The organism is Myxococcus sp. CA040A (assembly GCF_013336725.1).
GTDB classification, from domain to species: Bacteria; Myxococcota; Myxococcia; order Myxococcales; family Myxococcaceae; genus Myxococcus; species Myxococcus llanfairpwllgwyngyllgogerychwyrndrobwllllantysiliogogogochensis.
In genome coordinates, this window is record NZ_JABUMR010000008.1 from 1 (window position 1) to 13,649 (window position 13,649).

The 13,649-nt window shown below is 66.3% G+C and carries 14 protein-coding genes and 1 pseudogene; 12 read left to right on the plus strand and 3 right to left on the minus strand.

From position 1 onward, the window contains the following. Positions 1-231 precede the first annotated feature (231 nt). The 12 genes from HUA75_RS33060 to HUA75_RS33115 all read left to right on the plus strand — a co-directional run bounded on the left by HUA75_RS33060 (position 232) and on the right by HUA75_RS33115 (position 10,282). Positions 232-990, plus strand: a complete 759-nt coding sequence (locus tag HUA75_RS33060) for a hypothetical protein (protein WP_174488657.1) — start codon at positions 232-234, stop codon at positions 988-990. A gap of 475 nt (positions 991-1,465) precedes the next feature. Continuing rightward, a complete protein-coding gene (locus tag HUA75_RS33065; protein WP_174459074.1) occupies positions 1,466-1,723 on the plus strand; it encodes a hypothetical protein in 258 nt (85 codons plus the stop codon). A 71-nt stretch (positions 1,724-1,794) separates the two neighbouring features. Continuing rightward, positions 1,795-2,397 (plus strand): hypothetical protein, encoded by a 603-nt coding sequence (locus tag HUA75_RS33070; protein ID WP_174488658.1) that lies wholly within the window; start codon positions 1,795-1,797, stop codon positions 2,395-2,397. A gap of 198 nt (positions 2,398-2,595) precedes the next feature. Next, entirely contained in the window at positions 2,596-3,684 is a 1,089-nt protein-coding gene (locus tag HUA75_RS33075; RefSeq protein WP_174459122.1) for an Mrp/NBP35 family ATP-binding protein, read from the plus strand. A 21-nt stretch (positions 3,685-3,705) separates the two neighbouring features. Then, a complete protein-coding gene (locus tag HUA75_RS33080; RefSeq protein WP_174488659.1) occupies positions 3,706-4,221 on the plus strand; it encodes a hypothetical protein in 516 nt (171 codons plus the stop codon). A 2-nt stretch (positions 4,222-4,223) separates the two neighbouring features. Further along, positions 4,224-4,661: a hypothetical protein gene (locus HUA75_RS33085; protein WP_174488660.1), complete on the plus strand. Its 438-nt coding sequence runs from the start codon at positions 4,224-4,226 to the stop codon at positions 4,659-4,661. 69 nt (positions 4,662-4,730) lie between these two features. Further along, positions 4,731-5,579, plus strand: coding sequence for a 3-hydroxyacyl-CoA dehydrogenase family protein (locus HUA75_RS33090; RefSeq protein ID WP_046713803.1), 849 nt, complete (start codon positions 4,731-4,733; stop codon positions 5,577-5,579). Between the two features lie 27 nt (positions 5,580-5,606). Then, positions 5,607-6,383: an enoyl-CoA hydratase/isomerase family protein gene (locus tag HUA75_RS33095; protein WP_174488661.1), complete on the plus strand. Its 777-nt coding sequence runs from the start codon at positions 5,607-5,609 to the stop codon at positions 6,381-6,383. 736 nt (positions 6,384-7,119) lie between these two features. Continuing rightward, on the plus strand, positions 7,120-8,262 hold the full coding sequence (locus HUA75_RS33100) for an acyl-CoA dehydrogenase (protein WP_174459118.1): 1,143 nt from the start codon (positions 7,120-7,122) through the stop codon (positions 8,260-8,262). Positions 8,263-8,267: 5 nt separating this feature from the next. After that, positions 8,268-8,714 (plus strand): AgmX/PglI C-terminal domain-containing protein, encoded by a 447-nt coding sequence (locus HUA75_RS33105; RefSeq protein WP_174488662.1) that lies wholly within the window; start codon positions 8,268-8,270, stop codon positions 8,712-8,714. Between the two features lie 10 nt (positions 8,715-8,724). Further along, positions 8,725-9,870 (plus strand): acyl-CoA dehydrogenase family protein, encoded by a 1,146-nt coding sequence (locus HUA75_RS33110; RefSeq protein WP_141644389.1) that lies wholly within the window; start codon positions 8,725-8,727, stop codon positions 9,868-9,870. Positions 9,871-9,874: 4 nt separating this feature from the next. After that, entirely contained in the window at positions 9,875-10,282 is a 408-nt protein-coding gene (locus HUA75_RS33115) for a hypothetical protein (RefSeq protein ID WP_174488663.1), read from the plus strand. Between the two features lie 16 nt (positions 10,283-10,298). On the opposite strand, the gene HUA75_RS33120 is transcribed toward HUA75_RS33115, so the two are convergent. From HUA75_RS33120 to HUA75_RS47105, 3 genes and pseudogenes are all read right to left on the minus strand, one after another. Continuing rightward, positions 10,299-10,625: a hypothetical protein gene (locus HUA75_RS33120; protein ID WP_174488664.1), complete on the minus strand. Its 327-nt coding sequence runs from the start codon at positions 10,623-10,625 to the stop codon at positions 10,299-10,301. A gap of 313 nt (positions 10,626-10,938) precedes the next feature. Beyond that, positions 10,939-11,487, minus strand: a complete 549-nt coding sequence (locus HUA75_RS48020; protein ID WP_371746263.1) for a magnesium transporter MgtE N-terminal domain-containing protein — start codon at positions 11,485-11,487, stop codon at positions 10,939-10,941. Continuing rightward, a pseudogene (locus HUA75_RS47105) lies at positions 11,456-13,168 on the minus strand (Ig-like domain-containing protein); the annotation flags it as partial. The pseudogene HUA75_RS47105 and the gene HUA75_RS48020, both read right to left, overlap by 32 nt. Positions 13,169-13,649: the final 481 nt, after the last annotated feature.

The following is a 13,649-nucleotide window of genomic DNA, read 5'->3' on the forward strand; positions in this document are numbered from 1 at the left end:
GCGGAGGCAGCAGCGGCGCCACACGCTGCCAGAAGGCGTCGGGAACGAGTTCGCGGACCATGCACTCAAGCTGGGGATGCCCTTCGTCGGTGGCCACCCCAGCCCTGACTTTTGTTAGGTCCTCTAAGCGGCATCGTCATCCCTGCCGTTGCGCCCACTGTGATGACAACAGCCGGGCTTGTCGGAGGAGGCCCGGTCCTCCTTGAGACGGGACTCGACGCGGTGGGAGTCGTGACCGGAGCATACGGTTGTGGCGTCTACCGGGATCCGTCTGCATGCGGTGATGCTTTCACCTCCGCGGCGGACCTGTATGCGATTGGCGTTCCCTTGCCGCTTTCCGAGGAGAGCCTGTACAGGCGTGTCAAGACGGGCTTTGCGGCTAGGGGCCAGGGGACTGGCGGTCCACCTTCACAGACGGTGGAAGTCGCTGAGGCACCACATGGTGGCTCAGTAACGGTGCCGACGATAGCTGGCACTGGCGGCGCAGCAAGAATTACCACGAATAATCCCGGGAACGCCGTTAGTTCACTGCCTGTCGAGGAGCTTTCTGAAGGCATTGGAATGGCCTACTCCACCAGTAGGCTTGTAGAGCGATCTTATAAGCAAATCCAAGAGGGTAGTTATGATGTTGCCCTGAGCTACGTGAAGCCCAAGAGGTTGAGTGATGGGGTGTTGGTTGATGACAACGTGATCACGGGGCGTACGGATACGTTTAAGGAAGAAATCGATCTATATGTTTCAAATATGAGTAGCGGCATCGAGGCTGTCAGTACGCTGGTCCACGAGTCGAGTCATGTGAGAAGTCTTACGCTGGGGCGGCCAACAAATACGCAATATGATGAATTCATGGCGTTTCGCCGTGAGCATTTATTTCTGTATGGGGAAAAGCCGACGCTCGACGAACGAAGAAGAATCTGGAGGGCCGTTACCAGGGACTACGAACACCTTCCTCCGGGTAATGTCCCTGCTGCATTGAGGAAGTGGTGGTGAGTCGTTCAGTGAAAGACGAAAGCCCTGGGTTGGGTGGTCTTGTGTTGATTTTAAGATTGCGCCCGGGTAAAGTCAGTCGCGTTGTGTTTTATCTTGATTGGTGAGGTGTTGATGTGGAATCGACTCTGTATGATGGGGATGTAGACAGAGCTCTTGAGGTAATTGCCGCTGGCGGGAAGGTGCTGTGTCCCAGGTGTCGAGCAGAGTTAATTGTGGCTATGAGTATGGAAGAGGCTAAGCGATATCGGGTGCGTCCTGGGATATATTGTCCTGTTGAGCCTAAGCACGTCATGGTTACCTTTAGTCTTAAGTCAGAGCGCTCGCTTCTTCTGGACCTCATGAAGAAGTGACGTGCAAGTGCGACGACGGGGATGTCCCGATTGTAGTTGAAATGTAGGCGCTCACCGGCTCATGCAAGGTTTGCGAGCTGAGGGGCCTCTGTAGATGGCGGGAGCGAGGGTGGCGCGAGGCCGAGGTGCGCGCGGAGAAGAAGACGGCGGGCATGACCCGCGAGATTCTTCAACTGGAAGCGTGTCTCTGGACGTTTGTCGACGTGCCGGGCCTTGAGCCGACAAACGACTTCGGCGGGCAGATTGGGGTGCGTGCTTTCGCGTATGGGGACACGGTTTATGCCGCCACCGAGCAAGCTGAGAACGGTCCGGCCTGCGTTCGCCTCGGCGATGTTCTGCATGAAAGCGTCCACCAGATCGACTACATGAAAAAGGGGACATGAAAATTGCTTTGCCGACCTGAAGAGGGGGCGGCCATGCTCCCGTGCGAACGCCGTGCTACCTTCCGCGCCCCATGAAGCGGACTGTCCTCATCGGTAGCCTCCTCCTGGCTCCGGCCTGTGCCACCACGTCGCGTGAGCCCGTCTCCGTCGCGGAGTCCTATGCCCGCGCCCTGGACGAAGGCCGCCTCCAGGAGGCCTACGCCCTCACCACCGATGGTCCGGAAGGGCAGGTCGCCTTCCTGGAGCGCTACTCCGACGAGACCACCCGCCGCGAACGCGCCGCCGCCGTCCGTGCCGGCGCCGCCGTCCTCGAAGCTCGCGCTCCCTCCCTCACCCTCGCTCGTACCGGCGAGGACTGGCGCATCGTCGAAGCACGTCCCGCCGATGTCCCCCGCGCCGCCCTCCGGCGCTTCCTGGACGCCTCCGACACCAAGGACTGGAAGACGGCCTGGAGCCTGCTCGCCGCGCCCCTGCGTGCCCGCTACACCCCCGAGCGACTCCGTGAGGACTTTGATCGCGACCCCCTCGCCAAGGAGCGCCTGCGCCGCGCCCGGCTCGCTCTCAACACGCACGTCCGAGTCGGCGCCGGTGAGGCCGTCTTCCCCATAGGCGACGAGCGGGCCGTCCTCCTGGTCCTCGAGGACGGCGAATACCGGATCTCCGCGCTCGAATAGGCCCGCTGACCCCGACACGCAGTGTCCCTGATGGACACCTTCAGCCCGCCAACACCCTCCAGCCCTCCAGGCCGTCGCCAGGGTGCGTCCGCGTCCACCCAGCGTTAAACGACGTTGACAGTCCCCCCGGGGCTGGCATGTTCCGTGCCCGCTGAGGGGCGCCCAAGCGCCCGTTTTCCAAAGGTTTCAGGTGTCCCGATGAGTGTTACCGAGGCCAGCATCCTCGCGGCGATGTCCAAGGTGATCGATCCCGAGCTGCACGTGGATCTGGTGAAGGCGGGGATGGTGAAGGACATCCGCGTCAGCGGCGACACGGTCAAACTCAAGATCGAACTCACCACGCCCGCCTGCCCCATGAAGGGGAAGATCCAGGCCGACTCCGAGGCCGCCCTCAAGGCCGTCCCCGGCCTCAAGTCCTTCGACATCGAGTGGGGCGCCCAGGTCCGCGCTTCCGGCGGCGGCGCTCCGTCCCCCGGCGGCCTGCTCCCCAAGGTGAAGAACATCATCCTCGTCGGCGCCGGAAAGGGCGGGGTGGGCAAGAGCACCGTCGCCGTCAACCTCGCCGCCGCCCTCGCCCAGCACGGCGCCAAGGTCGGCCTGCTCGACGCCGACTTCTACGGCCCCTCCATCCCCCTCATGACGGGCCTGGGCGAGAAGAAGCCCGTCAGCCCCGATGGCAAGTCGCTGGACCCGCTCATCGCCCACGGCATGAAGGTCATGTCCATCGGCTTCCTCGTGGAGGCCGACCAGGCCCTCATCTGGCGCGGTCCCATGCTCCACGGCGCCCTCATGCAGTTGGTGCGCGATGTGAACTGGGGCGAGCTCGACTACCTCGTGCTCGACCTGCCTCCGGGCACCGGCGACGTGGCCCTGTCGCTCTCCCAGTCCATCCGCGCCGCGGGGGCCGTGCTCGTCACGACGCCGCAGGACGTGGCCCTGGCCGACGTCGTCCGCGCCAAGCAGATGTTCGACAAGGTCCACATCCCCGTGCTGGGAATCGTGGAGAACATGTCCCAGTTCGTCTGCCCGAACTGCTCGCACGTCACCCCCATCTTCAACCACGGCGGGGGCCGGAAGGCCGCGGAGATGTTCGGCATTCCGTTCCTCGGAGAGGTTCCGCTGGACTTGAAGGTGCGTGTCTCGGGAGACTCGGGCGTACCGGTGGTCATCGGTGCCAAGGACAGCCTGGAGGCCAAGGCCTTCCAGGAGGTCGCTCGCAACATCGCGGGTCGAGTGTCCGCACAGGGCGCCAAGAGCATGCCGCTGCCGGTGGTGCAGGCCCGCTGACATCCACCAAGGAGACGCTGCATGCCCCCGGCCGGCAATGACGACTACCCCGACGACCCGTTGATCGACGAGGACCGTTCCGGCCGAGAGGGCCGCTCCGGTCCCGCAGGCTTCGTTCCGGAGTTCGTCCGTCGCATGGCCGTCGCCGGCCTGGGCGCCCTCTTCATGACCGAGGAGGGCATCCGCAACCTGGCCGGGCAGCTCAAGCTTCCCAAGGAAGCCCTCGGCTTCATCCTCTCCCAGGCGGAGAAGACCAAGGACGAGGTCACCGGCGCCATCACCGAGGAGCTCCGCCGCTTCCTCCAGTCGGAGAAGCTCCGCGACGAGTTCCTCAAGCTCGTCTCCGGCATGACGCTGGAGATCAAGGCCCAGGTCCGACTCGTCCCGCCCGACAAGGCCGAGAAGATGGGCGCCGACGAGCCCGAGAGCACCGAGCCTCGGCCCAAGAAGGAGAAGACCGCCGCCCCCACCGCGCGCGTCGTCATCTCCGAACTCAACGCCCGCCGCCCCGGCTCCAAGCGTTCCAAGAAGGAGTAGTGGTGGCGGACACGCCTCCCCCTGAATCAGCTCCACAGCCCCCCGCACGCAAGGGCTGGCGCTCGTCCCCGCTGGCGAAGCGGCTGCCGCTGCTCCTGCTCCTCGGTCTGGGCATCTACATCTGGCAGATCACCGGCGTCCCCGAGCGGGAGCTGGTCATCCAACCCGATGGCGACGGCTGGAGTCAGGCCCGTGCGCTGGACCTCCAGGTGATGGACCCGGAGGGCTCGGTCCTCAAGCGCGAGGAGCGCTTCTTCGGCGACACCGGCGCACCTCCGGAGCTGAGCTTCAAGGTGGACCTGCCCGAGGGCTCCTTCAGGACGTTGTTCTTCGTGAAGCTCGCGGGCCGCGAGGAGCGCGTCCGCGTCGAAGAGCCACTCACGGTGGGAGAGGAGCGCTACATCGTTCGCCGGCTCCAGTTGCCAGCCGCGACTCGTTGACCGCCCTGGGGGCGTGGGCTATGGGCGCACCACGTCATTCACATTCCGACCGAGGGGTTCGAGAGCACCATGGCAACGGAGCACATCGTCGTCGTCGGCGCCGGGCAGATGGGCGCGGGAATCGCGCAGGTGGCATTGCAGGCGGGTCTGCGCGTCACGCTGGCGGACGTGTCCAAGGAAGGTCTCGCCAAGGGCGCTGACCGCATCCGCGCGGGCCTGAAGAAGCTGGTGGAGAAGGGCAAGCTCGACGCCGCGAAGCAGCAGGCCGCCGAGGCCAACCTCGCCACCCTCACCAACGTCACCGAGGCGAAGGACGTCGACTTCGCGATTGAGGCCGTGACGGAGAACGAGGACCTCAAGCGCCGCATCTTCCAGGACCTGGACGCCGTCGTCCGGCCGGGCGGCATCCTCGCCACCAACACCTCGTCCATCCCCATCACCCGCATCGCCGCGTCCACGAAGCGCCCCGAGTTCGTCATCGGCATGCACTTCATGAACCCCGTGCCGGTGATGCAGTTGGTGGAACTCATCCGTGGCGCCGCCACGTCGGACGAGACGTACGCCACCACGCGTGCCCTCTCCGAGCGCATGGGCAAGACGACCGTGGTCTCGAAGGACTTCCCGGGCTTCATTGTCAACCGCATCCTCATCCCGATGCTGAACGAGGCCTGCTACGCGCTGATGGAGGGCCTGGGCTCGGCGGAGGACATCGACACCGCGATGAAGCTGGGCACCAACCAGCCCATGGGCCCGCTCCAGCTCGCTGACTTCATCGGCCTGGACACGGTGCTCTACATCGCCGAGGTGCTGCACAAGGGCCTGGGTGACTCGAAGTACCGCCCGTGCCCGCTGCTGCGCCAGTACGTCGACGCCGGCTGGTACGGCAAGAAGAGCGGTCGCGGCTTCTACAAGTACTAGGCACCACCTTCCCGAGGAGCCTCGAACATGACCTACGAGAACATCCGGCTGGAGCACGACGGCGCGGTCGCCACCCTCACCATCGACCGTCCCAAGGCGCTCAACGCCCTCAACAACAAGACGCTGCAGGAGTTCGAGGCGGCGCTGAAGTCCCTCGGCGCCGACACGCGCGTGCTCATCGTCACCGGCGGGGGCGAGAAGGCCTTCGTCGCGGGCGCCGACGTCGCGGAGATGTCCGCGCTCGAGGTGCCCGAGGCCCAGTTGTTCGCCACCCAGGGTCACCGCGCCTTCGCGCTGCTGGAGTCGCTGTCCATCCCCACCATCGCCGCGGTGAATGGCTTCGCGCTTGGCGGCGGCTGTGAGCTGGCCCTGGCGTGTGACTTCATCTACGCCTCCGAGAAGGCCCAGCTCGGCCTCCCCGAAGTGGGCCTGGGTGTCATCCCCGGCTTCGGCGGCACCCAGCGCCTCACCCGCATCGTGGGACGTGCTCGCGCGAAGGAGCTCATCTTCACGGGTGGGCGCATCGACGCGGCGAAGGCCAAGGAGATCGGCCTGGTGCTGGAGGTGCTTCCGGCCGCCGAGCTGCTCGCGCACTGCAGCTCTGTCGCCGCGAAGATGCTCAAGAACAGCCCGCTGGCCATCGCCACGGCCAAGCGCGTCATCGGGCAGGGCGCGGACAAGGACCTGGGCGAGGCCAACGCGCTGGAGCGTCGGGGCTTCGCGGAGCTGTTCGGCTCGGACGACCAGCGCGAGGGCATGAAGGCGTTCCTCGAGAAGCGTCCCGCCGTCTTCACCGGCAAGTGAATCACCTGCTCGCGGTCGGGAGTCTCCTCACGATTCTCCTGGCCGCGACGCCGGCCCGCTCCGAGCCTGTCTCCGAGCCTCGCTCGGAACCCGCGCCCGAAGCTCGGGACGACGAGGCCGGACGGGCTCCGGCGCTAGTCTCCTGGAAGCGCTCGCTGTGCATCTACACAGGCTGCTTCCTGGAGCCGTTCATCCCCGATGTCCGCTTCCAGTGGGGACAGGGCTCGCGTGAGCACTGGGTGCTGTCCTGGCCCATCCACCCGTGGGCCTTCCCGGCGTGGGACATTCCGGGGCCCACCCTGATCCTGTCGCCCTTCGTGGAGCCTCAAGTTCGCCTGGAGCCGGCGGCCTTCCGGCTGCTCGCGGGGGCACGGGTGTATGCGTTTCCGGACAGCGCTCGCCTGGGTGTACTGGCGGAGGGCGCGGGCCTGTGGGGCCAGGATGGCTCGGGTGGGCTGGCGGGCCTGGGCCTCACCTACGACTTGATTGAACGCGGCCCGAACACGAAGCCCTGGACGGTGTCCGTGGTGCTTCGCCGGGCCTGGACGGGGGAGGGGGCTCGGATGGACCTCTCCCTGGACGTCACGGTGCCATTGAACATGTTCCTGGGCTCACCCCTGGATTCCAGGGAGCCCGGCGGGCGGTCGTCGGCTAATCGGCACGGCAACCCTCGCTTGGGGCCTGGCGGAGCGTCTTCGCTATTCCCTGGGAGCACCCCCCGTAATATGGAGCCCTCATGAACTTCGAGCTGACCGATGTCCAGCGCGAGATCCAGCGGATGTGCCGCGAGTTCGCCGCCAAGGAACTGACCCCCAACGCCCGGAAGTGGGATGAACACCACTCCTGGCCCACGGATGCGGTGAAGAAGCTCGCCGAGCTGTCGCTGCTCGGCGTGGCCGTCTCCGAGAAGTACGGCGGCGCCGGTCTGGACAACGTCTGTTACGCGCTCGCCATGGAGGAGATCAGCCGAGGCTGTGCCTCCACCGGCGTCATCATGAGCGTGAACAACTCGCTCTATTGCGACCCGGTGTCGAAGTTCGGCACCGAGGCGCAGAAGGAAGAGTTCCTCACGCCGTTCGCGCGGGGCGACAAGCTCGGCTGCTTCGGCCTGACGGAGCCCGAGGCCGGCAGCGACGCCGCCGCCCAGCAGACCGTCGCGGTGCGCCGGGGTGACGAGTTCGTCATCAACGGCTCCAAGAACTGGATCACCAACGGCCCCAAGGCCGACGCCATCGTCCTGTTCACGATGACGAACAAGGAGGCGGGCAACAAGGGCATCACCGCCTTCCTGGTGCCCACGAACACCCCCGGCTTCACCCGCGCCGAGCCCGACAAGAAGATGGGCATCAGCGCCGCCTGGTCCTGCTCCATGTTCTTCGAGGACATGCGCGTGCCGGCCAAGAACATCCTGGGCAAGGAGGGCGAGGGCTTCAAGGTCGCCATGTCCACGCTGGACGGTGGCCGCATCGGGATTGCGTCGCAGGCGCTGGGTATCGCCCGCGCGGCGTACGAGGAGGCGGTGCGCTACTCGGGTGAGCGCAAGTCCTTCGGCAAGCCCATCCGCGAGCACCAGGCCATCCAGTTCATGATCGCCGACATGGCCATGGAGATCGACGCGGCCCGCCTGCTGGTGTGGCGCGCGGCGCTCCTCAAGGACAAGGGCGTGCGCCACAGCGCGGAGAGCGCGATGGCGAAGCTGTACGCCAGCGAGATGGCCAGCCGCGTGGCGAACAAGGCCCTCCAGGTGCACGGCGGCATGGGCTACAGCAAGGAGATGGACGCCGAGCGCCACGTGCGCGACGCGCGCATCACCGAGATCTACGAGGGGACGAGCGAGATTCAGCGCATCGTCATCTCCGCCAACGTCCTGAAGGAGTAGGCACCATGAAGAGGGCACTGCTTCCCGTTCTGATTCTGGCCTCGGCCACCGCGTTCGCGGAGAGCGTTCCGCCGAAGAAGCCCGAGGGCGGGAAGCCCGCCCCCACCACGACGGCGCCCGCGAAGAGCGACGCGCCGGACGTGGCCCGCATGCCGTTCACGCCGGACTCCATCCGCCAGGTCGTCACGTACAACCAGGGGCGGATCCAGGAGTGCTACGAGGACCACATGGCGGAGAAGAACAAGAAGGCGGAGGGCAAGCTGCTCACGTCCTTCACCATCGACGCCAATGGTCTGGTGAAGGGCGCGAAGGTCCGCAAGGGCAGCACGCCGAAGGACCCGAACCTTCATGACTGCGTGGTGGCCGTGCTGTCGTCCATGACGTTCCCCAAGCCTCCGGACGGCGCCGACCACCCCATCGAGTATCCGTTCAACCTCAAGGCCATCGAGTAGGACAACAGACGTGAACCTCGAGCTGACCGAGACCCAGACGCTGATTCGCGAGACGGCCCGCAAGTTCGCGCGGGAGCGCGTGGCGCCGCTCGCCCGCGAACTGGACCGCCAGGAGCGATTTCCCACCGAGATCTTCAAGGAACTCGGCGAGCTGGGGCTGCTCGGGGTGAACATCCCCGCGAAGTACGGCGGCTCGGAAGCGGGCGCCGTGTCCTACGCGCTGGCGATGATGGAGATGGCCGCGGCGGATGCGTCCACGTCCGTCGCCATGGCCGTGACGAACATGTGCGCGGAGTTGATCAACGCGTTCGGGACCGAGGCGCAGCGCGAGAAGTACGTGACGCGGCTGACGTCGGGTGAGGCCGTGGCCGGCTCGTTCGCGCTCTCCGAGCCGCACGCGGGCTCCGACCCGGGTGCGCTCCTGACGTCCGCTGTCCGCCGTGGCGACTCGTGGGTCATCAACGGCAGCAAGCAGTGGATCACCTCCGGCGCGCACGCGGGCGTCATGGTGGTGTGGGCGCGGACGTCGGCGACCGGCAACAAGGGCCTGTCGTGCTTCATCGTGGAGGGTGGGACCCAGGGTCTCATCATCGGCCGTCACGAGGACAAGATGGGCCTGCGCTCCTCGAACACCGTCGCGCTGACGTTCGAGGACTGCGTGATTCCGGCGGAGAACCTGCTGGGCTCGGAAGGGCAGGGGTTCCGGCTGGCGATGGTCGCGCTGGATGGCGGACGCATCGGCATCGCCTCGCAGGCGTGCGGCGTGGCTCGCGCGGCGCTGGAGGCCAGCGTGTCCTACGTGAAGGACCGCAAGGCGTTCGGTCAGGCGATTGGCGAGTTCCAGGGGCCGCGCTTCATGATCGCGGACATGAAGACGCAGATCGACGCGGCGGAGCTGCTGACGCTGCGCGCGGCGTACATGAAGGACCAGAAGCAGCCGTTCACTCGCGAGGCGTCGATGGCGAAGCTGTTCGCCAGCGAGACGAGCAACCGCGTCTGCGACAAGGCCGTCCAGCTCCACGGCGGCTACGGCTACATCGACGAGTTCCCGGTGGAGCGGTACTTCCGCGACGCCCGCGTGCAGACCATCTACGAGGGCACCAGCGAGGTGCAGCGGATGGTGATTGCTCGCGAGAGCTTCAAGCTGTTGGGGTGAGCGCGTGGCGCTGAAGAAGAAGGGCCGGTACTTCTACGGCGATTCCCGCGCGGACATCCGCGCGGAGCTCGAGCGGTACAGCAAGCAGAACGGTTATCCCGTCCAGCGACTCGATGAGCTGCGCTGTCCTTGCGGTCACGAGCGGCACCACCTCCTGATCGACGAGGAGGCGGGCGCGGCGGTGCAGTGCTGTGCCAGGTGCGAGCACGAAGTCCCCCTCGCGGACAGCGAGGAGTTCCTCGAGGAGGCAAAGCTCGAGCAGGCCGAGTGCCCCTGTGGGAATGGGGCCTTCGAGATGGCCCTGGGCGCCGCCTTCTACACGGACACCACTGATGTCCGCTGGGTCTACATCGGCTGCCGGTGTCCGGAGTGCGGACTCACGGCGTGTTTTGGGGACTGGAAGACGCCGTGAGGCCGCCAGGAGCGACTCACCACCAGCGGTTGCCACTTCGCGGTGCCCGGCGCTTCATGTTGAACCAGAGCAGGCTGGTGCTCACGAGGAGGACGTACCAGAGCATGCCCGCGCCGAGCAGGAACATTCCTATGAGCAGCGCCGTCAGGGCGTACCACTGGAAGTGGTCGCGCAAGCGCCACTGGGGAGAGCCAAGCACCTCGCGCACGGGCCGCCAGGGCTCTGATTCAGAGAGGGATATCTCATCCGAGGCATCCACCAGCCCCGTCTTCAACGCCTGACGGACCTCTTCGACTCCGGCATAGGACAGTTCGCCTTCAGCTGTTCGGATTCGCACCGGCATGGTTCGCGCCCACCTCAATTGCAAACGCAGGTCATTGAGCTGCAAGGGACTCTCGGGGCGCCAGGGATTGATGGGCCCCGAGAGCCCAGGCCACTTCAGTCAAGCCTCCGGCCGCGCGACCGGAGGACTGACACTCCCATCCAGAGCGCCAGCATCATGAGGGATGAGCTGCCCGCGTCGGTGGCACCACATCCCCAGCCGGTGACCGTCAAGTCGCGGGGGCCCGACGGATTGGGCCCTTCTGGGTCCGTCGTGCTGCCCGCGTCGTCCGTGCCGGCATCATTCTCGCCAGCATCGGGTTCTGGCTGCGGGGTCACTCCACCATCCTCGCCCGCGTCGGGCTCGGGAGTCGTTCCACCGCCATCGCCCGCGTCGGGCTCGGGAGTCGTTCCACCGCCATCGCCCGCGTCGGGCTCGGGAGTCGTTCCACCGCCATCGCCCGCGTCCGGCTCGGGAGTCGTTCCACCGCCATCGCCCGCGTCGGGCTCGGGAGTCGTTCCACCGCCATCGCCCGCGTCGGGCTCGGGAGTCGTTCCACCGCCATCGCCCGCGTCGGGCTCGGGAGTTGTTCCACCGCCATCGCCCGCGTCGGGCTCGGGAGTCGTTCCACCGCCATCGCCCGCGTCGGGAGTCGGCGTGGTGCCTCCGTCGTCGTCCTCGCCAGCATCCACGGGAGGCGGCGTACCCGCATCGTCGTCCTCGCCAGCGTCTGCTGGAGCAGGCCCGCCGTCCGGTCCCGCATCGATGGTGCCTGAATCGAGGGTGCCCGAATCAGGGGGCCCGGCATCCGGCAGGCTCCCGCCATCCGGTGCTTCAACGAACACCGGCAGCTCCTCGGAGTTGCTCCAGGCGTAGAGGCCATCAATCCCCCCGAACTCGGCGAGGAGCGTGTGCTCGCCCATCGGGAAGAAGGAGAGAGAGACCGTGGCGGTTCCCGCGCCGTCGAGCAGCTCGGACGTGACGTGATCGCCATCCACGTAGAAGCTCACGCTGCCCATCGTCAGGGGCACGCCATCCACGGTGGTCACGGTGGCCGTGAAGAAGGCCAACTCTCCCTCGATCACTGGACCGCCCTGGCCCTCCACCCAGGTCACCGTGGGTTCGATTCCCACGCCTCGGACGAGGAAGACCCCGTCATAGAACATCCGATTTCCACCGGAGTTCATGTACTCCCAACCCATCAGCCACGTGTCGGTCGCTTCCATGGGCGCCAGCATCAGCACGTGGGGCGTGCGCTGCTGGTCGCTCCAGGCCTCGATGGGCGTGGTCTCGGTGATCTGGAACTTCCCGTACTCCTGTGTCCCAAGCCGATTGTACGCAAGGGGAGACAGCCACTCCCGAGGGGGAATCGAGGCCAGGACATCGGTCGACTCCTGCTGGTGCAGGTCCAGGTTGAGCAGCGTCTTTGAGAAGTGGACGTTGATGTCGCCATGCCCCCACAGCTCGCATTGGAGCCGGCCCTCAGGCGTCGTCCCCGGCAGGAAGCAGGTGTCCGTGGCTCCGCCGTAGATCTGCTCCACGTACGTCACGAGGAAGAAGACAATCTCCCGCCCGCCGTCCACGGTCCCCAGGCGCACGCGGCGATCATCCTCCGTGATGGCCGCCGTCACGTCCCGCCCCGGAATGACCCGGCCGAAGGGGTCGAACGCGCTCGCCTTGTAGTCGGGCCGCCCGTCGAAGAGTCCAGACCGGTCCCAGATGGGACCCAACGAAGCTGGCTCCCCTGGACCCGGTGAGGCCACTCGAGGCGTCAGGCACTCCACCGCGGGCGAGGCCGGGCACAGCGAACCATCATCATCCGTGCTCAACAGGATGATGTGCCCCAGGCCCAGGTGGCCGTTCTGCGAATCATCCGGCTCGAGCAGATTGGGGACGTGCGGGAAGACACCCCGGTCGCTGAAGTAGGCATCCACCAGTCCTGGCACCACTCCCGGGCGGAAGTCTCCGCTCGCGGTCACCAGGTCGGTCGCATCAAGCACGCGCTGGCCCACCACCGAACCCCCTGGACGCACCGGGTAGCCCGGCGCTCCGTCCGGCCAGCGCTTGGGCCCCGCATCCGCCGCATAGCTGCCAGGAGCGAGGCAGGAGCCCGTCAGCAGCTCCGGCTCTCTCAGGCGGAGCACCTCGCCCGACTCCCGTCGGTGGAAGAAGATGCGCTCGGGAATGCAGCGCGTGCTCTCTCCGATGTAGACCCGGTCCGGGTTCAGGTTGAACAAGTCCTCGTGGAAGTCCGGGATGCCATTCCCCTCGACGTCGCGGAGCACGTCGTCGTTCGGGTTGGCCGGGTCTCCAATGTCGATGTACCCCCGGGCCACCAACTCGTCGTAATAGAACCACCCCAGCGTGCTGGAGGCCCCACCCCCTGCCTGGTCATCGACGAGCAGCACCTCCACGTTCCGGTCCCTGGACAGGATGAGCCGATTCGAGTCCACGCCCTGCGCGGACACAGGGCCCGCGCCCACGCCGACGAGGACCAGCAGAAGGAGGGAAGGGCTCCAACGACGCATGGATGTCCTGTGCCAGCCGAGAAATGAACGCGGCATTCTATGTCCTTCTTGGATTCCCAGTACACGTGGCAACGGACCGCGACACGAGTCGTCTGCCCTCGAGAAGGGATGGCGTCGTGAGCAGCAGAGGAGGCAAGGGAAGGAAGAGGCCCGCGGCCGCCGACGTGCGGGAACGATTCACCCCCCCGGGCGCACCTCCCCCATGACTCACGCCGGGCACCGGACTCGTGGACCTCGACCCACGAGCGGAACGCAGCCGGACGATGTGGGTCGCATTTCAGCGGATTTTTCGAGTAGGTTGTCGCGCTCGCTGGCCGAACAGGCGAACCGGGCGCTCGCGGGGTCCTCTGAGTCGGGAGGGCTGCGCAGGAGGGCGAGCGTTCTTAGAACGAGGGGTGCGGATGGCTGTCCCGGGTCTTGACACTCCCGGGTCAACGCATCCGCCGATCAGCACATGGGGCACGTGCTCGCTTGACTACCGGAATAACCGGTGTCTAGGGTGCGCGGCCTCATTCAG